The following is a 20,501-nucleotide window of genomic DNA, read 5'->3' as shown; positions in this document are numbered from 1 at the left end:
CGTGAGTATTCCATGTCAGATAACAGCCAGAAAAAAGTGATCGTCGGCATGTCCGGCGGTGTCGATTCCTCCGTTTCCGCCTACCTGTTACAGCAACAGGGCTATAAGGTGGAGGGCCTGTTCATGAAGAACTGGGAGGAAGATGATGGCGAGGAATACTGCACCGCCGCAGCGGATCTCGCCGACGCGCAGGCCGTATGCGATAAGCTCGGCATTGAACTGCACACCGTTAACTTTGCCGCAGAATACTGGGACAACGTTTTTGAACTGTTCCTGGAAGAGTACAAAGCGGGCCGCACGCCGAACCCGGATATTCTGTGCAACAAAGAGATCAAATTTAAGGCCTTCCTGGAATTCGCCGCGGAAGATCTGGGCGCTGACTACATCGCGACCGGTCACTACGTGCGTCGCGCAGACGTGAATGGCAAAAGCCAGCTGCTGCGCGGTCTGGACGGCAACAAAGATCAAAGCTATTTCCTCTATACGCTGAGCCACGAGCAAATCGCCCAGAGCCTGTTCCCGGTCGGCGAGCTGGAAAAGCCGCAGGTGCGTAAAATCGCCGAAGAGTTGGACCTGATCACCGCGAAGAAAAAAGACTCTACCGGCATTTGCTTCATCGGCGAGCGCAAATTCCGCGATTTCCTGGGACGTTACCTGCCTGCTCAGCCGGGTAAAATTGTCACCGTCGACGGGGAAGAGATTGGCCAGCATCAGGGGCTGATGTACCACACGCTCGGCCAGCGTAAAGGGCTGGGTATTGGCGGGACCAAAGAAGGTAGCGAAGATCCATGGTATGTTGTCGACAAAGACGTCGAAAACAATATTCTGGTTGTTGCCCAGGGTCACGATCATCCGCGTCTGATGTCCGTTGGCCTTATCGCGCAGCAGCTTCACTGGGTCGATCGTGAGCCGCTGAAAGGCACCCTGCGCTGCACGGTGAAAACACGCTACCGTCAGACCGATATTCCTTGCACCATTACCGCGCTCGATGACGATCGCATTGACGTGCGTTTCGACGAGCCGGTCGCGGCCGTCACCCCGGGTCAGTCTGCTGTCTTCTACAGCGGCGAAATCTGCCTGGGCGGCGGGATCATTGAACAGCGCCTGCCGCTGCCTGCTGTTTAATACGATTGCACACATAAAGGAGACCGTGTGGCGAAGAACTACTATGACATCACCCTGGCGCTGGCGGGAATTTGCCAGTCAGCCCGTCTGGTGCAACAGCTGGCGCATCAGGGTCATTGCGACGCAGATGCCCTGCACGTTTCACTGAACAGCGTTATCGATCTCAACCCCGGCTCGACCCTGGGCGTGTTCGGCGGCAGTGAAACCAATCTTCGTCTCGGTCTTGAAACCCTGCTCGGCGTGCTTAACGCCAGCAGCCGTCAGGGATTAAACGCGGAGCTGACCCGCTACACGCTGAGCCTGATGGTGCTGGAGCGTAAGCTGAGCGCTGCAAAAGGCGCAATGAATACCCTGGGCGATCGTATTGCCGGGTTACAGCGCCAGCTTGACCATTTTGACCTGCAGTCCGAAACGCTGCTGAGCGCTATGGCCGGTATTTATGTTGACGTCATCAGCCCGCTGGGCCCGCGTATTCAGGTCACCGGATCCCCTGCCGTGCTGCAAAGTCCGCAGGTACAGGCAAAAGTGCGCGCGTCCCTGCTGGCAGGTATCCGCGCCGCCGTGCTGTGGCACCAGGTGGGCGGTGGCCGCCTGCAGTTAATGTTTTCTCGTAATCGCCTGACCACTCAGGCAAAACAAATTCTTGCTCATTGTTAACCTCCCGGAGTTGCGAATTATGGAATTATCCTCACTGACCGCCGTATCCCCTGTCGATGGACGCTACGGCGATAAAGTCAGCGCGCTGCGCGGGATCTTCAGCGAATATGGTTTGCTGAAGTTCCGTGTTCAGGTTGAAGTACGCTGGCTGCAAAAGCTGGCCGCCCAGGCAGCAATCAAGGAAGTTCCTGCTTTTGACGAAAAGGCAAACGATTACCTTGATAAAATCGTTGCCGAGTTTAGCGAACAAGACGCCGCGCGCATTAAAACCATCGAACGCACCACCAACCACGACGTGAAAGCGGTTGAGTACTTCCTGAAAGAGAAAGTGGAAAGCGTCCCTGCGCTGCATGCCGTGTCTGAGTTCATTCACTTCGCCTGTACCTCTGAAGACATCAACAACCTGTCTCACGCGCTGATGCTCTCCACCGCGCGTAAAGAGGTGGTGCTGCCTTACTGGCGTAAAATCATCGACGCGGTAAAAGCGCTGTCCGTGGAATACCGCGACATTCCGCTGCTCTCCCGTACCCACGGCCAGCCGGCCACCCCATCCACGATGGGTAAAGAGATGGCGAACGTCGCGTACCGTATGGAGCGCCAGTACCGTCAGCTGGAGCAGGTTGAAATCCTCGGCAAAATCAACGGCGCGGTCGGTAACTATAACGCCCACATCGCCGCTTACCCGGAAGTGGACTGGCACCAGTTCAGCGAAGAGTTCGTGACCTCTCTGGGCATTCAGTGGAACCCGTACACCACGCAGATTGAGCCGCACGACTATATCGCCGAACTGTTTGACTGCATCGCGCGCTTCAACACCATCCTGATCGACTTCGATCGTGACGTGTGGGGCTACATCGCCCTGAACCACTTCAAGCAGAAAACCATCGCCGGTGAAATCGGCTCTTCCACCATGCCGCACAAAGTGAACCCAATCGACTTCGAAAACTCCGAAGGCAACCTGGGCCTGGCGAACGCCGTGCTGCAGCATATGGCAAGCAAACTGCCGGTATCCCGCTGGCAGCGCGACCTGACCGACTCCACCGTACTGCGTAACCTGGGCGTGGGCATTGGCTACGCGCTGATCGCGTACCAGTCCACCCTGAAAGGCGTGAGCAAACTGGAAGTGAACCGTGACCGTCTGCTGGACGAGCTGGATCACAACTGGGAAGTGCTGGCGGAGCCAATCCAGACCGTGATGCGCCGTTACGGTATCGAAAAACCGTACGAGAAGCTGAAAGAGCTGACCCGCGGCAAACGCGTTGACGCCGAAGGCATGAAGCAGTTTATCGACGGTCTGGCGCTGCCGGAAGAAGAGAAAACGCGCCTGAAGGCGATGACCCCGGCGAACTACATTGGCCGCGCCATCACCATGGTCGACGAGCTGAAGTAACGCCCCTCTCCCCCTTTTCGCCCGAAAAGGGGGATGCTTTTCCCCGGTTTACTCAATGTTTATCCCCACAACAACATAATCAGCGTTAAACTATTCATACCAATTATTTAGGGAGAAGAGATGATGCGCGTACTGGTTGTTGAGGATAACGCATTGCTACGCCATCACCTGAAGGTTCAGCTTCAGGAGATGGGACATCAGGTGGACGATGCTGAAGATGCAAAAGAAGCCGATTATTATCTCAATGAACACCTGCCGGATATCGCCATTGTCGATTTAGGGTTGCCTGACGAAGACGGTCTGTCGTTAATTCGCCGCTGGCGCAGCCACGATGTCTCCCTGCCGGTTCTGGTTCTGACCGCCCGTGAAGGCTGGCAGGATAAGGTCGAAGTGCTCAGCGCGGGTGCAGACGATTACGTCACCAAGCCGTTTCATATTGAAGAGGTGGCGGCGCGCATGCAGGCGCTGTTACGCCGCAACAGCGGGCTGGCTTCACAGGTTATTTCCATCCCGCCATTCCAGGTCGATCTCTCCCGCCGGGAATTAGCGATCAATGAGGAAGTGATTAAGCTCACCGCCTTCGAATACACCATCATGGAAACGCTGATCCGTAACAATGGCAAAGTGGTGAGCAAAGATTCCTTAATGCTCCAGCTTTATCCTGATGCTGAACTGCGCGAGAGCCATACCATTGACGTGCTGATGGGACGTTTACGTAAGAAAATTCAGGCGCAGTATCCGCAGGATGTGATTACCACCGTCCGTGGCCAGGGCTACCTGTTCGAATTACGCTAAATGAGAGGGATTTTACGCCACATTCTGCCCCTCTCGCTGCGGGTTCGTTTCTTACTGGCAACAGCCGCCGTCGTGCTGGTGCTGTCGCTCTCCTACGGCATGGTCGCCCTGGTGGGCTACAGCGTCAGCTTTGATAAAACAACCTTTCGGCTGTTGCGCGGCGAAAGCAATCTGTTTTATACCCTGGCGAAGTGGGAAAACAACCGAATCACCGTCGAAATGCCGGAAAACCTTAACCAGCAGAGCCCAACGCTGGCCCTGATTTATAACGAAAAAGGGAAATTACTGTGGGCGCAGCGTGATATCCCCTGGCTGGTTAAAAGCATTCGTCCGGACTGGCTCAAAACCAACGGGTTTCATGAAATTGAAGCCGATCTCAACACCACCAGCTCGCTGATCCGTGAAGATCGTTCCCTGCAGCAAAAGCTGAACGAGATCCGCGCCGACAACGCCGAAACGGAGATGACGCACTCCGTCGCGATTAACCTCTATCCGGCGACGCTGAACATGCCGCAGCTGACCATCGTGGTGATCGACACCATTCCGGTCGAGCTGAAGCGTTCTTATATGGTCTGGAGCTGGTTCATCTACGTTCTGGCTGCGAATCTCCTGCTGGTGATCCCGCTGCTGTGGGTGGCGGCGTGGTGGAGCTTGCGCCCCATTGAGTCACTGGCGAAAGAGGTTCGTGAGCTGGAAGAACATCATCGCGAGAAGCTGAACCCGGAGACCACCCGAGAGCTCACCAGCCTGGTGCGTAACCTCAACCGCCTGCTGAAAAGTGAACGTGAACGCTACGATAAATACCGTACCACCCTTACCGACCTGACCCACAGCCTGAAAACTCCGCTGGCCGTCATGCAAAGTACCCTGCGTTCAATGCGCAGTTCGAAGCTGAGCGTCGATGATGCCGAGCCGGTGATGCTGGAGCAGATCAGCCGTATTTCCCAGCAAATTGGCTATTACCTGCACCGCGCCAGCATGCGTTCCGGCAGCGCGCTTCTGAGCCGCGAGCTGCACCCGGTAGCCCCGCTTCTGGATAACCTCACGTCCGCCCTCAACAAGGTGTATCAGCGTAAAGGGGTGAACATCAGCCTCGATATTTCGCCAGAGATAAGCTTTGTGGGTGAAAAAAATGACTTCATGGAAGTGATGGGTAACCTGCTGGATAACGCCTGCAAATACTGTCTGGAGTTCGTGGAAGTGTCTGCGCGTCAGACGGAAACCGAACTGCATATTATCGTTGAGGATGATGGCCCGGGGATCCCGCGAAATAAACGCGACGTGGTGTTCGATCGCGGTCAGCGCGCCGATACGCTACGTCCTGGCCAGGGCGTAGGATTGGCCGTCGCCCGTGAGATCGTCGACCAGTACGACGGAAAAATCGAAACCAGCGAAAGTCTGCTGGGCGGCGCCAGAATGGAGGTTATTTTTGGCCGCCAGCAGCCCACATTGAACGATAGTTAACCCGTTATGTGAAAAATGCGAGGATCTCGCAGCCGAGGGGCTGAGCTTCCGTTATAATCCGAGTCAGTAAGAGCCTGCGGAATAAAAAAATATGGATTATCACTTAACGCTTAACTGGCCCGAGTTTATTGAACGTTACTGGCAAAAACGCCCGGTGGTTCTGAAACGCGGATTCAGCAATTTTGTCGACCCTATCTCGCCTGACGAGCTGGCAGGTCTGGCCATGGAAAACGAAGTCGACAGCCGTCTGGTCAGCCACCAGGACGGGAAATGGCAGGTTAGCCACGGTCCTTTCGAAAGCTACGATCACCTCGGTGAAAACAACTGGTCGCTGCTGGTGCAGGCGGTCAACCACTGGCACGAGCCCACTGCCGCCTTAATGCGCCCGTTCCGCGCCCTGCCCGACTGGCGCATGGACGATCTGATGATCTCCTTCTCCGTGCCGGGCGGCGGCGTAGGTCCGCATCTTGACCAGTACGACGTGTTCATCATTCAGGGTACGGGCCGCCGCCGCTGGCGCGTGGGCGAAAAAGTGCCGATGAAGCAGCACTGCCCGCATCCTGACCTGCTTCAGGTTGACCCGTTTGAAGGGATTATCGACGAAGAGCTGGAGCCGGGTGATATTCTCTACATTCCGCCGGGATTCCCTCACGAAGGCTACTCCCTGGAAAACTCACTCAACTACTCCGTGGGGTTCCGCGCGCCGAGCGGCCGCGAGATGATCAGCGGATTTGCCGACTACGTTCTGCAACGCGAGCTGGGCAGCTATCGTTACAGCGACCCTGATGTGCCTGCACGCGAGCATCCGGCGGATATTCTGCCAGAAGAACTCGATAAGCTGCGCGGCATGATGCTGGATTTGATCAACGAGCCGGAACATTTCAAACAGTGGTTTGGTGAGTTTATCAGCCAGTCTCGTCATGAGCTGGACGTTGCGCCGCCGGAGCCACCTTATCAGGCTGACGAGATTTATGATGCGCTTCAGCAGGGCGACAAGCTGACGCGTCTGGGCGGGTTGCGCGTGCTGCGCATTGGTGAAGAGGTGTTCGTTAACGGCGAGAAGCTGGACTCTCCGCACCGTCCGGCGCTGGAAGCCATTGCCAGCCATCTGGTGCTGACTGCCGACACCTTTGGCGATGCGCTGGAAGATCCTTCCTTCCTCGCGATGCTCGCCGCACTGGTCAACAGCGGGTACTGGTTCTTTGAGGACTAAGTCGTGATATTTGCCGGGTGGCGGCTTCGCCTTACCCGGCCTACAAAAGCACGATCCCGTAGGCCCGGTAAGCGTAGCGCCACCGGGCTTTTTCTTACCGCTTCGCGGTCAACTCCGCTATCCGCACTATCACCTTCACCGCTTTTTCCATTCCTTCGAGCGTCACAAACTCATGCTTGCCATGGTAGTTGTAGCCACCGGTAAACAGGTTCGGGCACGGCAGCCCCATAAACGACAGCTGAGAACCGTCGGTGCCGCCGCGAATCGGCTTCAGCTGCGGTTCAATATCGCAGTCGCGCATCGCCTGCTGGGCGATATCGAGAATATGCGGATGCGCCATCACCTTCTCGCGCATGTTGTAGTAGCTGTCTTCAATGATCAGCTCAATATAGCAATCAGGGTGTAAACCTTTACCGACCTTCTTCGCGATCTCCATCATCTTGCGCTTGCGCGCCTCAAAGGCTTTTCGGTCGAAATCGCGGATGATGTAGTGCATCTGCGCGCTGTCCACGGTGCCTTTGATGCTGGTCAGGTGATAGAAACCTTCATACCCTTCGGTCTGTTCAGGGCTCTCTTCCGCCGGGACTTCTGCATGAATTCTGGACGCCAGCGACAGCGCGTTCACCATGACGCCTTTCGCCGAGCCGGGGTGAACGTTGTTGCCGACAATTTTGATCGTGACGGACGCGGCATTGAAGTTTTCATACTCCAGTTCACCGACGCCGCCGCCGTCGACGGTATAGGCCCACTGCGCGTTAAAAGCTTCCACGTCGAAGTGCTTCGCGCCCTTGCCGACCTCTTCATCCGGCGTAAAGGCCACGCGGATATCGCCGTGCGGGATGTTTTTGCCCTTCAGCACCGCCAGCGCCGTCATAATTTCCGCGATACCCGCCTTGTCATCCGCCCCCAGCAGCGTTTTACCGTCGGTGGTGATCAGCGTCTGGCCCAGCAGCTGGTGCAGCACGGGGAACATCACCGGCGAGAGCACCTCGTCGCCAATGCCCAGCGCAATATCGCCGCCGCGGTAATTTTCCACAATCTGCGGGTTCACATGTTTACCGCTAAAATCCGGAGAGGTGTCGACATGGGAGATAAAGCCAATTGCCGGAATATCACCCTGGACATTCGCCGGCAGCTTTGCCATCACAGTGCCTTTTTCGCTTAACGTGACGTTGACCAGCCCCATGTCGTCAAGCTGCTCTTTAAGCAGGTTTAATAACTTCCACTGGCCTTCAGTGCTCGGCACCTGGCGAACACCCGGCTTAGATTGGGTATCCAGCGAAACGTACTGTAAAAAACGCTCAAGTAATTTATCCATGCAGTCACCCTCACTTTTCGTGACAACATTATCAATAAGCATCAAAACGCAAATATTGCGTCAGGTCACTTTTATCCCGCAAACGAGAATATTTTCCGTTTATATGGTTATGCGTTAGTAAATGTAGCTTATGAATCAGTGACAAGGTTTGGCGTTCGCAGGGGATTGCCGTAGAATGTCCGCCCTCATTACGAGTCACCAAGGTGGTTACACACAAACCCCGCTTCAGTCTGCTGCCTGAGGCGTCTATATGGGACAGCGCAAAAATTGAATACACAATCCCGTTCACGTTCACCGCTGGTGCAACTGGAACGAATTCGTAAAAGTTTTGATGGTAAAGACGTTATTTCCGACCTCACTCTGACCATCAATGACGGTGAGTTTCTGACGCTGCTTGGCCCCTCGGGCTGCGGCAAAACAACCGTACTGCGCCTTATCGCCGGGCTGGAAAGCGTCGATAACGGCCATATCCATCTTGAAAACCAGGACATCACCCAAGTTCCTGCCGAAGATCGCCACGTCAATACCGTCTTTCAGAGCTACGCCCTGTTCCCGCACATGACCGTGTTTGAAAACGTGGCGTTTGGCCTGCGGATGCAAAAAACGCCGGCGAATGAGATCGAACCGCGCGTCACCGACGCCCTGCGCATGGTGCAGCTTGAGACGTTTGCCCAGCGTAAACCCCATCAGCTTTCCGGCGGCCAGCAGCAGCGCGTGGCCATCGCCCGCGCAGTGGTCAATAAGCCGCGCCTGCTCCTGCTGGATGAATCCCTCTCCGCGCTGGATTACAAGCTGCGCAAGCAGATGCAGAACGAGCTTAAAGCCCTGCAGCGCAAGCTCGGCATTACCTTTGTCTTCGTCACCCACGATCAGGAAGAGGCCCTGACCATGTCCGACCGCATCGTGGTAATGCGCGACGGCAAAATCGAGCAGGACGGCACGCCGCGCGAAATCTACGAAGAGCCGAAGAATCTGTTTGTCGCCAGCTTCATTGGCGAGATCAATATCTTCGACGCTACGGTGATTGAGCGTCTGGACGACCAGCGCGTGCGCGCCAGCGTCGAAGGACGCGAGTGTAATATCACGGTGAATTTCCCCGTCGAAAAGGGACAAAAACTCAACGTTCTGCTGCGCCCGGAAGATCTGCGCGTCGATGAAATTCACGGCAATACCGAGGCCGAAGGGTTAATCGGCTATATCCGCGAGCGCAACTACAAAGGGATGACGCTGGAGTCCGTTGTCGAGCTGGAGAACGGCAAGATGGTGATGGTCAGCGAATTCTTTAACGAAGACGATCCTGACTTCGACCACTCTCTCGACCAGAAAATGGTTATCAACTGGGTAGAAAGCTGGGAGGTTGTGCTGGCTGATGAAGAACACAAGTAAATTCCAGAATGTGGTGATCGCCACGATCGTCGGTTGGCTTGTGCTGTTTGTCTTTTTACCCAACCTGATGATCGTTGCCACCAGCTTTCTGACCCGCGACGACGCTAGCTTCGTTTCGCTGGTCTTTACGCTGGACAACTACGCGCGCCTGCTCGATCCGCTCTATTTTGACGTGCTGCTGCACTCGCTCAACATGGCGCTGATTGCCACCCTTGCCTGTCTGGTGCTGGGGTATCCTTTCGCATGGTTCCTCGCGGGCCTGCCGCAAAAGGTGCGGCCCCTGCTGCTGTTTTTACTGATTGTTCCCTTCTGGACCAACTCGTTAATCCGCATCTACGGGCTGAAAATCTTCCTTAGCACTAAAGGCTATCTCAACGAGTTTCTGCTGTGGCTGGGAGTGATTGATACGCCGATCCGCATCATGTTTACCCCGAGCGCGGTGATTGTCGGCCTGGTCTATATCCTGCTGCCGTTTATGGTGATGCCGCTCTACTCCAGCATCGAGAAGCTGGATAAACCGCTGCTGGAGGCGGCAAAAGATCTGGGCGCTAACAAGCTGCAGACCTTCATCCGCATTATTATCCCGCTGACCATGCCCGGCATTATCGCGGGCTGTCTGCTGGTAATGCTCCCGGCGATGGGCTTGTTCTACGTGTCGGATCTGATGGGCGGCGCGAAAAACCTGCTGATCGGTAACGTAATCAAGAGCCAGTTCCTGAACATCCGCGACTGGCCGTTCGGCTCCGCGACCAGCATTACGCTGACGGTGATCATGGGCCTGATGCTGCTGGTCTACTGGCGCGCCTCACGCTTGCTGAATAAAAAGGTGGAACTCGAATGATCGGTCGACTGCTTCGCGGCGGTTTTATGACCGCCATTTATGCCTATCTCTATATCCCGATCGTTATTTTGATCGTGAACTCGTTTAACAGCTCACGCTTCGGGATTAACTGGCAGGGTTTTACCACCAGCTGGTACAGCCTGCTGATGAACAACGATAGCCTCCTGCAGGCCGCTCAGCACTCGCTGACGATGGCGATCTTCTCCGCCACCTTCGCGACGCTGATTGGCTCGCTCACCGCCGTGGCGCTCTACCGCTATCGCTTTCGCGGCAAACCGTTTGTCAGCGGCATGCTGTTTGTGGTGATGATGTCGCCGGACATCGTGATGGCCATTTCGCTGCTGGTGCTGTTTATGCTGCTGGGCGTACAGCTTGGCTTCTGGTCGCTGCTGTTCTCACACATCACCTTCTGCCTGCCGTTTGTGGTGGTGACTGTTTTCGCGCGCCTGAAAGGGTTCGACGTGCGCATGCTGGAGGCGGCGAAGGATCTGGGCGCCAGCGAGATGACCATCCTGCGCAAAATCATCCTGCCGCTGGCGATGCCCGCCGTGGCGGCCGGATGGCTACTTAGCTTCACCCTGTCGATGGATGACGTGGTCGTGTCCTCCTTCGTCACCGGTCCGAGCTATGAAATTCTGCCGTTGAAGATCTATTCAATGGTGAAAGTCGGCGTCTCACCGGAGGTGAACGCGCTGGCGACCATTCTGCTGGTGTTTTCGCTGGTGCTGGTGATCGCCAGCCAGGTTATTGCTCGTGATAAAACAAAATCTCAGGGGACAATGAAATGAAAAAAATGCTCGCCGCTGCGGCGCTGGTGCTTGGCATGGGTGCCGCGCACGCTGATGACAGCAAAACGCTCTACTTCTACAACTGGACCGAGTACGTGCCGCCGGGCCTGCTGGAACAGTTCACGAAGGAGACGGGCATCAAGGTTATCTACTCGACCTACGAGTCGAATGAAACCATGTACGCCAAGCTGAAAACCTACAAAGACGGCGCGTACGATCTGGTCGTGCCTTCCACCTACTTTGTCGACAAAATGCGCAAAGAGGGCATGATCCAGAAGATCGACAAAACGAAGCTAACCCATTTTTCAAACCTCGATCCAGAGATGCTCAACAAGCCGTTCGACCCCAATAACGACTACTCCATTCCGTACATCTGGGGGGCAACCGCGATTGGCGTGAATAGCGATGCCGTCGATCCGAAAACAGTGACAAGCTGGGCCGACCTGTGGAAACCGGAATACAAGGGTAGCCTGCTGTTAACCGACGACGCGCGTGAAGTGTTCCAGGTCGCGCTGCGCACGCTGGGCTACTCGGGCAACACGACGGATCCTAAAGAGATTGAAGCGGCGTATAACGAGCTGAAAAAGCTGATGCCTAACGTGGCGGCGTTCAACTCTGATAACCCGGCAAACCCGTATATGGAAGGCGAAGTGAACCTGGGGATGGTGTGGAACGGCTCCGCGTATGTCGCCCGCCAGGCCGGTACGCCGCTTGAGGTGGTCTGGCCGAAAGAAGGGGGGATCTTCTGGATGGACAGCCTTGCGATCCCCGCCAACGCGAAAAACGTTGAAGGGGCGCACAAGCTGATTAACTTCCTGCTGCGCCCGGACGTGGCGAAACAGGTTGCCGAGACGATTGGCTACCCCACGCCAAACCTCGCCGCACGCAGGCTGCTGAAGCCTGAAGTGGCTAACGATAAATCGCTCTATCCGGATGCCGAAACCATCAGCAAAGGTGAATGGCAGAACGATGTCGGTGACGCCAGCCGCCTCTACGAAGAGTATTACCAGAAATTAAAAGCGGGCCGATAAACGGTATCGCGTTCTTCCTCACGCCGTACGTGCGGCGTGAGGAGGATTAACTGACCGCGTTCTCCCCAGCCCAGATCGTCGCCTTTCTCATCGCCTCAACCACATCCTCATCCGACAGACCCAGCGCCTGACGAACCCGGGTCGCCTCGTCCCAGTGCTGCTGTTCATAGTATCGGCACAGGCTCACCATATCGGCTAACCGTCCCTCCTGATGGCACAAGGCATTGCTCACGCTCTGCGGGACCGCAATTTGCTTCATCAACTCGGCCATCGGCTGTTCGAGGAGTGTATCGAGCAGAGAAAACAGGCCGCACATGAAGGCATTTTCAGCCAGCGTCGGTTCGTTCATCGTCTCTGCGATCAGTTCACAGAACTTACCGCGCATCATGCTCAACGGGTAAAGCTCGCTGACGGTGTCATTGCCCGCGCTCGCCAGGACCACGACGGCAACAAACCGTCTCAGCTGATTTTCCCCGAGATATCTGAGGACTTCGCTCAGGGTTAACTTGCTGAAATTACAGGCACCGATATGTTTAAATGCGGTGTGCTTCATGTAGCGCATGATTTTCCAGGACAGCGTGAGATCGGTTTTAATCAACGACTCGACGATCCGAAAATCAGGCTTATTGCGCCCAACCTCCATTTGCAGCCGAAAAATTGCCAGCTGATTTTGCGATAGCCGTTTATATTTAATGACCTCCGGACGGCAGAAAAAATAGCCCTGAAACAGCGAGAATCCCTCTTCCCTGTATTGGCTGAATTCCTCTTTAGTCTCAATTTTTTCAGCGAGATATTTAATATGCCCGGTTAAATGTTTACGCTCTTTCAGATACTGTTTAATTTGCGCTAAGGTATAATTTCTGACGTCAAATTTCAGTATTGAAATATAGGGTAAAAAAGCATCCCATTCTGGAGCAAGGGTGAAATCATCAAGCGCAAACTGATAACCATCCGCACTCATCTCCCTGACGGCCTGCAACAGCTCCGCTCCCGGCACAGCATCTTCCAGGATCTCAATGACCACGCTCTCTTTATCCAGCGCTTCTCCACTGCGGTCTATGACCATCCGCGAAGGGAAATTAATAAACGACGTATGTGCCCCGGCGATGCGCTGGGACGGCACGCATAAAAACTGATCTGATATCATCCTGGAGGTGGCATATTCCGCCGACACGTCCGGAAAACGGTTTGTCATCCCATCTCTGAAGAGCAGTTCATAGGCCACCGTCTTCATCTCAGGGTTAAAAATGGGTTGTCGCGCAATAAATCCGTACATATCCCATCCTCCTCTACAACTTTATATTTATTAGCATCCTCTTTCTACACGACGATAACGAGCTTTATCGAGCACTATTTTGATTGAATGCACAAAATAAAAGCATCCACACTAATTAACCGGATTTACAAATCAAAATTTAAATTAAATATCCCTGGCGCTCTACAGAAAGAGGAGAAAATATCCGATAAGGAATATGTGCCTGCCCGACATGCACGATATTACGGGAGATGAGAATGAAAGACGCCGTGGTCCAAAGAAAAAAAATAAGAGTCAAGACGTTGATGCTATTGTCCATTTTCCTCACCGTAACGGTGGGCTTTACGGCAACGATCGGGTTTATGATGTGGCAGTGGATGGCACAGCAGGAGGTTCTGGCCAAAAAGCATATCCGCCAGATTGCCGAGGTGCAAGCGTTGCAGGTCAGTAAACAGCTGGATTCTGCCCTGACTGCCGCCCGGGATATGGGCAACAGCGCCCTGGCGCTGCGCGAGGCGGGCGTGACCGATCGCCAGAGCCTGAACCAGCTGCTCATCCACTACCTTTCGGCTCACCCACAGTTTCTCTCCATGTCGATGGCCTTTGAGCCCAACGCGTTCGACGATAAAGATGCCGTCTGGGCCGGTCAAAGCGGTGAAGATCCTGCCGGGCGCTACGCCCGCTACGTTGACCGGGACGCCACCGGCAAACCGGCATTACACCTGCTGACGGATATCGAAACGCCCGGCAGCGGCGATTATTATCTGCTGCCGAAACAACGCCATAAAGATGTGATCATCGAACCCTATATCTATCCCTACAACGGCGTGGACGTGATGCTCACCTCGATTGCCGCCCCCATCATGCGTGACGGTCAGTTTCTGGGCTCGGTCACCTCTGACTTCTCCCTCGCCACGCTGCAATCGACGATCGGCGCGATTAAACCGTGGAACGGCACGGGCTATGCCCTGCTCCTCTCCGCAGGTCATAACGTGGTGTCCAGCCCGGACAAGCGCGCGGCGGGCAAGCCTTACGCCGGTCAGATTGCCGGTCATGACGTCACCCGCATTAACGATCCGCTGCTGAAGGAGGACGTGTTTATCACCTGGCAGGACATCGCCGTCGGTAACAGCCAGACGCCGTGGAAACTTGCCATTATCACGCCGGTCAGCGAAGTGATGGCCGAAGCGCGCGCATTTTTACTGAAAGCCATCATCATGATGGTGCTAAGCATCGTGGCGGTTAGCCTGGTCATGGCACAGATCTTCACCCGCAAAGTTGACCGTCCGGTTGGGGGAGAACCTTCGGAGGCGGCCGGGATCGCCCTGGCCGTTGCCCGGGGAGACCTGAACAACACCATCCCGGTGCGTTCCGGAGATACCCACAGCATTTTTTATGCCCTGCACACCATGCAGATGCAGCTCAAGCGCATCGTCGACAATATCAGCGAAGCCAGCCACTCCGTACACGGCGGCACCAGCGAAATTTCGGCGGGCAACCTTGACCTCGCCTCGCGAACCGAGGAACAGGCGGCTGCGATTGTTGAAACGGCAGCCAGCATGGAAGAGATTTCGGTCACGGTGAAGAATAACGCCGACAACGCCCACAAGGCGACCACGCTGACCGATCGCGCCGCGAGCCTCGCCGGGCATGGCGAAACGCTGGTGAACGACGTGGTCGTGGTGATTGGGGAGATTGATGAGAGCGCGCGTAAGATCGGCGAGATTAACAGCATTGTCGATGGCATCGCCTTCCAGACCAATATCCTGGCGCTGAATGCTGCCGTTGAAGCGGCACGGGCAGGCGAACAGGGGCGCGGCTTCGCGGTCGTCGCAGGGGAAGTGCGCAATCTTGCCCAGCGAAGCGCTAACGCGGCAAAAGAGATCTCTCAGCTGATTGCCGAGTCCTCAGGGCGCGTGAGCAAAGGCGTTGAGCTGGTCAATGAAACCGGCGTGATGATGAAACAGGTGATTGAAGCGGTGTCGCATGTGCATCTGGTCATCAACGATATCGTTCAGGCGCTGGACGAGCAAAATCGCGGGATTAGCCAGGTCAGCACCGCCGTTAACCAGATGGACAGCACGACCCAGCAGAACGCCTCTCTGGTTCAGCAGATCTCTGCGGCGGCGCTCTCGCTGGATGAGCAGGCTAAATCGCTCGAGAAGACGCTGGCGTTCTTCCATTCATAAATAAAAAGGCACCCGCTGGACGGGTGCCTTTTAGGCGATTGCCGTTACAGCCCTTTCAGCAGCTTGTCGACAAACTCCGGGACGACCGTGCTTGCCAGACCGTAGTGTTTCTCTTCAAACTCGCTGCCCACCTGGCTTGGCTCAAGGTTGAGTTCTACCGTATGCGCACCGTGCAGGCGCGCTTCGTGGACAAACCCCGCCGCCGGGTAAACATGACCGGATGTGCCGATGGCGATAAATACGTCGGCCATCGCCAGCGCGCTGTAGATATCATCCATTCCCAGCGGCATTTCACCGAACCAGACCACGTGCGGACGCAGGCGCGACGGGAACTGGCAGCAGTGGCACTTATCCTCAGGCAGCACGTCCTCTTGCCAGTCCAGCACCTGACCGCTCCAGGCGCAGCGAACCTTGAGCAGCTCGCCGTGCATATGGATGATGTTCTTGTTACCGGCCCGCTCGTGCAGGTTGTCGATATTCTGCGTCACCAGCAGAAAACGATCGCCCAGCGCCTCTTCCAGCTTCGCCAGCGCCAGATGCGCCGCATTCGGCGCGACGTCAGGCTGCTGAAGCTGACGGCGGCGAGCGTTGTAAAACGCCTGCACGAGATCCGGATCGCGGGCAAAGCCTTCCGGCGTGGCCACATCCTCCACGCGGTGCTCTTCCCACAGCCCGTCCGCCGCGCGGAAGGTTCGAATTCCTGACTCGGCGGAGATCCCCGCCCCGGTCAGCACCACCACTCTGGGTTTATCCATCGCTTCTGGCATCATTCTGTCTCTGAAAAAGATCCGCTGGCGCAAGCGCTCACGCAAGCGGCGTTTGTTTTTGCGAAAACGGCTGAGTCGACCCTGGCGACGCGACAGCATAGAAACCTCGTAAACTAATCGGTGAGATGAAGGAATGCGGCTCCGCGCATGCCTCCTGCGTCCCCGTGTCGCGCGCGTTCAATACGCGGCACGCGGGCAACCGGCAATAAATGTCGGGGCAAACGCCCGGACAACCGTTCCGTAATCGCGGTAAAGTTTGACAGCCCTCCCCCGATCACCAGCAGATCCGGGTCGACGATGGTGAGAATATTTCCCAGACACACCGCCAGCAGATCCAGATAACGCTCGACGTGCTCACGCGCCTGCGCATCCCCTTGCTCCCACAGGGTAATGATTTGAGGGGCCTCAAGTTTCTGATGATAGAAGTGTTCGTAAAGCCATGCAAACCCGCGGCCGGAGAGGGTGTTCTCAATACAGCCGTACTGGCCGCAGCCGCAGCGAGTCAGCGGGAAATCGCGCCCCACTACCTCCAGGGCATCCACCGGGAGACGGATATGACCAAACTCGCCGGTGATGTAGCTGCGCCCGGTGATTGGCTTCCCGTTGATCACAATTCCCCCGCCGACGCCGGTACCGAGGATCAGCCCCATCACCAGCGGATACTGACGGAACTCATCGTCCCAGGCTTCGGAGAGCGCAAAGCAGTTAGCATCATTGTCTAAACGCACGTCGCGTTCAAGGAGGGCAGAGAGATCGGCGCGGAGCGGTTTACCGCTGGCGGCAGGCACGTTGGCGGCATACAGCGTGCCGTCGTCGGTTTCGGGCATACCCGGAATGCCGATGCCGACGCTGCCTTTCACGCCAAAGCGTTCATCGGCCTGAGCCACCAGCGCGGCAATCGCGGTTAAAAATTCGTCATAGCTTTCGCGCGGCGTGGGAACGCGGGTTTCCCACTGCAGCCTGAGGTCTTTATCAAACACGCCTAGCGCAATCTTGGTGCCGCCAATATCAAATCCGTAATACATAACGCATTCCTCTTTTAACCTGGCGGCCAGAAAGCCGCTAGATCATGACGTAATTACTGGCCACTTAATACCCTCGCCGGATCAATTCGGCTTGCGCGACGCGCCGGATACCAGCTTGCCAGCAGACTCAGTAAAAGTGCTGTAACCAGCACATAAAAAACGTCCAGCCAGTGCAGTTCAGACGGCAGGAAGTCAATAAAGTAGATATCACCCGACAGGAACTGGTGACCAATAAGCTTTTCGATCCCGTTGATAATGGGGGTCAGCTGCAGGGAAACCACCACGCCAATCACCACGCCGCACAGGCTGCCGAACAGCCCCGCCAGCAAACCGTACCAGACGAAGATGGCGCGAATAAGACCATCTTTCGCCCCCAGCGTACGCAGCACGGCGATGTCGCCGCTCTTGTCCTTGACCGCCATCACCAGCGTCGAGACGATATTAAAGCACGCCACACCAATCACCAGCACCATCGCCAGATACATGATGGCGCGGATCATCTGGATATCACGGTACATATAGCCGTAAGTGCCGATCCAGCTTTTGATGTAGACATAGTTATTGGTCACGCTGCCCGCGTCGCGAACCAGCTTGTTGACGTTAAAGACGTCGTTCACCTTGATGGCAATGCCCGTCACGCTGTCGGCCATGTCGAGATACTGGCGCGCATCCTCCATCGGCACCATCGCAAAGCTATGGTCAAGCTGACCGCTCAGCTGAAGAATACCGGTGACGTGCAGGCGCACGCGCTTAGGCTGCTGCAGCTTGTGGTCGGCGCTGGCGTTCGGGATCATGATCGACACCCAGTCGCCCTGCTTCACCTTCAGGGCATCGGCCACGCCTTTACCCATGATGATCTGCTGCTCGCCGGCCTTAAAGTTGGCCCATGCGCCGTTCTGCACATAGTTTGGCAGCGCGCTGAGACGCGCTTCCTGGGCGGGGTTAACCCCCTTTACCTGAATGGCGCGCAGGTTTACCCCGCTCTCCACCAGCCCGGTAAAGTTAATGTAGGGCGCGGCCGCGGCAATGCCCGGCACCTTTTCGACTTTGGCGAGCGCATCGCTCCAGTTCGTCCACGGCTGGTTAACCGGCTCGATCTCCCCGTGCGGCACTACCGCCAGAATGCGGTTATTCAGCTCGCGCTCAAAACCGTTCATGGCGCTTAAGCCCACAATCAGCACCGCCACACCGAGCGCAATACCGATGGTCGAGATGACGGAGATCAGCGACACCATGCCGCCGCGACGGCGGCCGCGGCTAAAACGTAAACCGATGAGTAACGATAACGGTGACGCCATTACTCTGCTCCCATCAGGGTCAGTTCCGCGTTCAGATGGCCGTCGCGCATCTCAAGCTGACGCCCCATGCGTTTTGCCAGCTGCAGATCGTGGGTTACGACCAGAAACGCGGTGCCCTGCGAGGCGTTCAGCTCGCCCAGAAGCTGGAAAATACTGTCCGCATTGCGGGCATCCAGGTTACCGGTAGGCTCATCCGCCAGCACCAGACGCGGGTTGTTGACCAGCGCACGGGCAATCGCCACGCGCTGGCGCTCGCCGCCGGAAAGCTCAGAGGGACGATGGTTACCGCGATGGCCCAGCCCTACCGCTTTCAGCATGTCGCTGGCGCGAGCGTTAATTTCTGCCGGTTTCTTTTTGCCAATCAGCAGCGGCATCGCCACGTTTTCCAGCGCCGTGAAATCCGGCAGCAGGTGGTGGAACTGGTAGATAAAGCCCAGCTCGCGGTTGCGCAGCTCGGCCTTCGCCGCGGAGGACATTTTGCTCATCGGCTGGCCGGAGAAAATCACGTCGCCGTTAGTTGGCGTATCCAGCCCGCCCAGCAGGTGCAGCAGCGTACTTTTACCCGAGCCGGAGCTGCCGACAATCGCCATCATCTCGCCTTCGCCCACGCTGAAGCTCACATTGTGCAGCACGTCGGTTTGCACAGTGCCTTCCTGATAGCGTTTGGACAGGTTGTCGCATTGCAACAGGATCTTATTCATAACGTAAAGCCTCAGCGGGTTGAGTGGCGGCAGCGCGCCAGGAAGGATAAAGCGTAGAAAGCAGCGCAATGGCCATCGCGGCCAGCGCAATACCGACCACCTGCAGCGGCTCGATAGCCACCGGCAGCGCCGCGCCGTCGAGAAGAGCGCCGATGATCGGCATTAAGTTATTAAGCTGGCTGGCAAGCAAGGCCCCCAGCACGGCGCCGAGCAGCGCGCCGATGATGCCTGCGCTGGCTCCCTGCACCATAAACACCGCCATAATCTGGCGCGGCGTGAGCCCCTGGGTTTGCAGAATGGCGACTTCGCCCTGCTTCTCCATCACCATCAGGCCCAGCGAGGTAATGATGTTAAATGCGGCCACGGCCACGATCAGGCTCAGCAGCAGCCCCATCATGTTTTTTTCCATCCGCACGGCCTGGAACAGTTCGCCTTTACGCTCGCGCCAGTCCTGCCATTTGGTGCCGTCCGGCAGTTTTTGCTGGCTGAGGGTATCGACCTTCAGCGGCGCATCGAGCCACAGGCGCCAGCCGGTGATGTTCCCTGCCGGGTAGCGCATCAGGCGTGAAGCGTCCTGAATGTTAACCAGCATCTGGTAACCATCGACTTCGCTATTGGCGGCAAAGGTACCAATCACGTTAAACAGGCGCTGGCTTGGCAGGCGCCCCATCGGCGTAAACTGGCTGGCAGAAGGCACCATCACGCGCAGCTGATCGCCACGGTTGACGCCAAGCTGTCCGGCAAGCTGTTCACCCAGAATCACGTTGTATTTCCCGGCTTCCAGATCGGTCTGCTTCACATTAACCAGATACGGCGTCAGCGGATCGTTTTGCGCCGGGTCAATACCCAGCATCACGCCGACCGCCACGCTGCGGGCGCTTTGCAGCACCACGTCGCCGGTCGTCAACGGCGCGACGCGCGTGACGCCCTGTAACTTCGCCGCGCTTTCCGGCAGCTGTTGCGGGTTAACCGAACCGTTGGATGATGAAAGAACGGCCTGCGGCATCAGCCCCAGGATGTTGTTTTGCAGCTCGCGCTCAAAGCCATTCATGACGGAAAGTACCGTCACCAGTGCCATCACGCCAAGCGTAATGCCAATAGTCGAAAGCCAGGAGACAAAGCGACCGAAGCGGTCCGCGGCGCGCCCACGCATGTAACGTAAGCCTATGAAGAGTGCGACAGGTTGATACATGAAATCCGTCTGTTTGCTGATAGCAGACCCACGAGTATATAAGCGAATCCGTTAAGCGTAAATGAC

Annotated in this window: 18 protein-coding genes; 11 read left to right on the top strand and 7 right to left on the bottom strand. The window is 56.3% G+C overall.

Annotated features, from left to right (window positions below; translation table 11 throughout):
• Positions 1–12 precede the first annotated feature (12 nt).
• From mnmA to IM317_RS09010, 6 genes are all read left to right on the top strand, one after another.
• Positions 13–1,125 carry a tRNA 2-thiouridine(34) synthase MnmA gene (mnmA, locus tag IM317_RS09035; RefSeq protein ID WP_032657963.1) on the top strand — a complete coding sequence of 371 codons (1,113 nt, stop codon included), beginning with the start codon at positions 13–15 and terminating at the stop codon, positions 1,123–1,125.
• 27 nt (positions 1,126–1,152) lie between these two features.
• On the top strand, positions 1,153–1,782 hold the full coding sequence (hflD, locus tag IM317_RS09030) for a high frequency lysogenization protein HflD (protein ID WP_032657965.1): 630 nt from the start codon (positions 1,153–1,155) through the stop codon (positions 1,780–1,782).
• Between the two features lie 19 nt (positions 1,783–1,801).
• Positions 1,802–3,172, top strand: coding sequence for an adenylosuccinate lyase (gene purB / locus IM317_RS09025; RefSeq protein WP_008500757.1), 1,371 nt, complete (start codon positions 1,802–1,804; stop codon positions 3,170–3,172).
• 123 nt (positions 3,173–3,295) lie between these two features.
• Positions 3,296–3,967 carry a two-component system response regulator PhoP gene (phoP, locus tag IM317_RS09020; protein ID WP_033146521.1) on the top strand — a complete coding sequence of 224 codons (672 nt, stop codon included), beginning with the start codon at positions 3,296–3,298 and terminating at the stop codon, positions 3,965–3,967.
• A complete protein-coding gene (gene phoQ / locus IM317_RS09015; protein ID WP_033145232.1) occupies positions 3,968–5,431 on the top strand; it encodes a two-component system sensor histidine kinase PhoQ in 1,464 nt (487 codons plus the stop codon).
• A gap of 91 nt (positions 5,432–5,522) precedes the next feature.
• The gene (locus IM317_RS09010; protein ID WP_023311180.1) at positions 5,523–6,644 is read left to right on the top strand and encodes a cupin domain-containing protein; all 1,122 of its coding nucleotides are present in this window, start codon (positions 5,523–5,525) and stop codon (positions 6,642–6,644) included.
• Between the two features lie 94 nt (positions 6,645–6,738).
• Here IM317_RS09010 and pepT read toward each other — a convergent pair whose 3' ends face one another.
• Positions 6,739–7,962: a peptidase T gene (gene pepT, locus IM317_RS09005; RefSeq protein ID WP_033145231.1), complete on the bottom strand. Its 1,224-nt coding sequence runs from the start codon at positions 7,960–7,962 to the stop codon at positions 6,739–6,741.
• A 237-nt stretch (positions 7,963–8,199) separates the two neighbouring features.
• Here pepT and potA point away from each other — a divergent pair, with 237 nt between their 5' ends.
• Genes potA through potD form a run of 4 tightly spaced genes read left to right on the top strand, consistent with a single transcriptional unit; the run spans position 8,200 to position 12,008 of the window.
• Positions 8,200–9,348 carry a spermidine/putrescine ABC transporter ATP-binding protein PotA gene (gene potA, locus IM317_RS09000; RefSeq protein WP_172421426.1) on the top strand — a complete coding sequence of 383 codons (1,149 nt, stop codon included), beginning with the start codon at positions 8,200–8,202 and terminating at the stop codon, positions 9,346–9,348.
• Positions 9,332–10,189 (top strand): spermidine/putrescine ABC transporter permease PotB, encoded by an 858-nt coding sequence (gene potB / locus IM317_RS08995; protein WP_033145229.1) that lies wholly within the window; start codon positions 9,332–9,334, stop codon positions 10,187–10,189. Before potA ends, potB begins: the two co-directional genes overlap by 17 nt.
• Complete coding sequence (gene potC, locus IM317_RS08990; protein WP_033145228.1) at positions 10,186–10,977, top strand: spermidine/putrescine ABC transporter permease PotC; 792 nt, start codon at positions 10,186–10,188, stop codon at positions 10,975–10,977. Before potB ends, potC begins: the two co-directional genes overlap by 4 nt.
• On the top strand, positions 10,974–12,008 hold the full coding sequence (gene potD, locus IM317_RS08985; protein ID WP_033145227.1) for a spermidine/putrescine ABC transporter substrate-binding protein PotD: 1,035 nt from the start codon (positions 10,974–10,976) through the stop codon (positions 12,006–12,008). The genes potC and potD overlap by 4 nt, the downstream gene beginning before the upstream one ends.
• A gap of 46 nt (positions 12,009–12,054) precedes the next feature.
• On the opposite strand, the gene IM317_RS08980 is transcribed toward potD, so the two are convergent.
• Positions 12,055–13,284, bottom strand: a complete 1,230-nt coding sequence (locus IM317_RS08980) for an EAL and HDOD domain-containing protein (RefSeq protein WP_033145226.1) — start codon at positions 13,282–13,284, stop codon at positions 12,055–12,057.
• A gap of 236 nt (positions 13,285–13,520) precedes the next feature.
• On the opposite strand from IM317_RS08980, the gene IM317_RS08975 reads away from it, so the two are divergent.
• Positions 13,521–15,452, top strand: a complete 1,932-nt coding sequence (locus IM317_RS08975; protein ID WP_033145225.1) for a methyl-accepting chemotaxis protein — start codon at positions 13,521–13,523, stop codon at positions 15,450–15,452.
• 44 nt (positions 15,453–15,496) lie between these two features.
• On the opposite strand, the gene cobB is transcribed toward IM317_RS08975, so the two are convergent.
• Genes cobB through lolC form a run of 5 tightly spaced genes read right to left on the bottom strand, consistent with a single transcriptional unit; the run spans position 15,497 to position 20,435 of the window.
• Positions 15,497–16,318, bottom strand: a complete 822-nt coding sequence (cobB, locus tag IM317_RS08970) for a Sir2 family NAD+-dependent deacetylase (RefSeq protein WP_023311172.1) — start codon at positions 16,316–16,318, stop codon at positions 15,497–15,499.
• Positions 16,319–16,332: 14 nt separating this feature from the next.
• Positions 16,333–17,244 (bottom strand): N-acetylglucosamine kinase, encoded by a 912-nt coding sequence (gene nagK / locus IM317_RS08965; RefSeq protein ID WP_033145224.1) that lies wholly within the window; start codon positions 17,242–17,244, stop codon positions 16,333–16,335.
• Between the two features lie 53 nt (positions 17,245–17,297).
• Positions 17,298–18,542, bottom strand: coding sequence for a lipoprotein-releasing ABC transporter permease subunit LolE (lolE, locus tag IM317_RS08960; protein WP_033145223.1), 1,245 nt, complete (start codon positions 18,540–18,542; stop codon positions 17,298–17,300).
• Positions 18,542–19,243: a lipoprotein-releasing ABC transporter ATP-binding protein LolD gene (gene lolD, locus IM317_RS08955; RefSeq protein ID WP_008500772.1), complete on the bottom strand. Its 702-nt coding sequence runs from the start codon at positions 19,241–19,243 to the stop codon at positions 18,542–18,544. The genes lolE and lolD overlap by 1 nt, the downstream gene beginning before the upstream one ends.
• On the bottom strand, positions 19,236–20,435 hold the full coding sequence (gene lolC, locus IM317_RS08950) for a lipoprotein-releasing ABC transporter permease subunit LolC (protein WP_032668182.1): 1,200 nt from the start codon (positions 20,433–20,435) through the stop codon (positions 19,236–19,238). Before lolC ends, lolD begins: the two co-directional genes overlap by 8 nt.
• Positions 20,436–20,501: the final 66 nt, after the last annotated feature.

It is taken from the genome of Enterobacter cloacae complex sp. S3 (assembly GCF_014930495.1).
GTDB lineage: Bacteria > Pseudomonadota > Gammaproteobacteria > Enterobacterales > Enterobacteriaceae > Enterobacter > Enterobacter asburiae_B.
Note: the sequence above shows the minus strand (reverse complement) of the source record. Positions and strands in the feature narration are given on the sequence as shown.

Coding starts and splice junctions, on each gene's coding strand:
- mnmA (WP_032657963.1), top strand. CDS start 13: ATGTCAGATAACAGCCAGAAAAAAGTGATCGTCGGCATGTCCGGCGGT.
- purB (WP_008500757.1), top strand. CDS start 1,802: ATGGAATTATCCTCACTGACCGCCGTATCCCCTGTCGATGGACGCTAC.
- phoP (WP_033146521.1), top strand. CDS start 3,296: ATGCGCGTACTGGTTGTTGAGGATAACGCATTGCTACGCCATCACCTG.
- phoQ (WP_033145232.1), top strand. CDS start 3,968: ATGAGAGGGATTTTACGCCACATTCTGCCCCTCTCGCTGCGGGTTCGT.
- IM317_RS09010 (WP_023311180.1), top strand. CDS start 5,523: ATGGATTATCACTTAACGCTTAACTGGCCCGAGTTTATTGAACGTTAC.
- pepT (WP_033145231.1), bottom strand. CDS start 7,962: ATGGATAAATTACTTGAGCGTTTTTTACAGTACGTTTCGCTGGATACC.
- potB (WP_033145229.1), top strand. CDS start 9,332: ATGAAGAACACAAGTAAATTCCAGAATGTGGTGATCGCCACGATCGTC.
- potC (WP_033145228.1), top strand. CDS start 10,186: ATGATCGGTCGACTGCTTCGCGGCGGTTTTATGACCGCCATTTATGCC.
- potD (WP_033145227.1), top strand. CDS start 10,974: ATGAAAAAAATGCTCGCCGCTGCGGCGCTGGTGCTTGGCATGGGTGCC.
- IM317_RS08980 (WP_033145226.1), bottom strand. CDS start 13,284: ATGTACGGATTTATTGCGCGACAACCCATTTTTAACCCTGAGATGAAG.
- IM317_RS08975 (WP_033145225.1), top strand. CDS start 13,521: ATGAAAGACGCCGTGGTCCAAAGAAAAAAAATAAGAGTCAAGACGTTG.
- cobB (WP_023311172.1), bottom strand. CDS start 16,318: ATGCTGTCGCGTCGCCAGGGTCGACTCAGCCGTTTTCGCAAAAACAAA.
- nagK (WP_033145224.1), bottom strand. CDS start 17,244: ATGTATTACGGATTTGATATTGGCGGCACCAAGATTGCGCTAGGCGTG.
- lolE (WP_033145223.1), bottom strand. CDS start 18,542: ATGGCGTCACCGTTATCGTTACTCATCGGTTTACGTTTTAGCCGCGGC.
- lolD (WP_008500772.1), bottom strand. CDS start 19,243: ATGAATAAGATCCTGTTGCAATGCGACAACCTGTCCAAACGCTATCAG.
- lolC (WP_032668182.1), bottom strand. CDS start 20,435: ATGTATCAACCTGTCGCACTCTTCATAGGCTTACGTTACATGCGTGGG.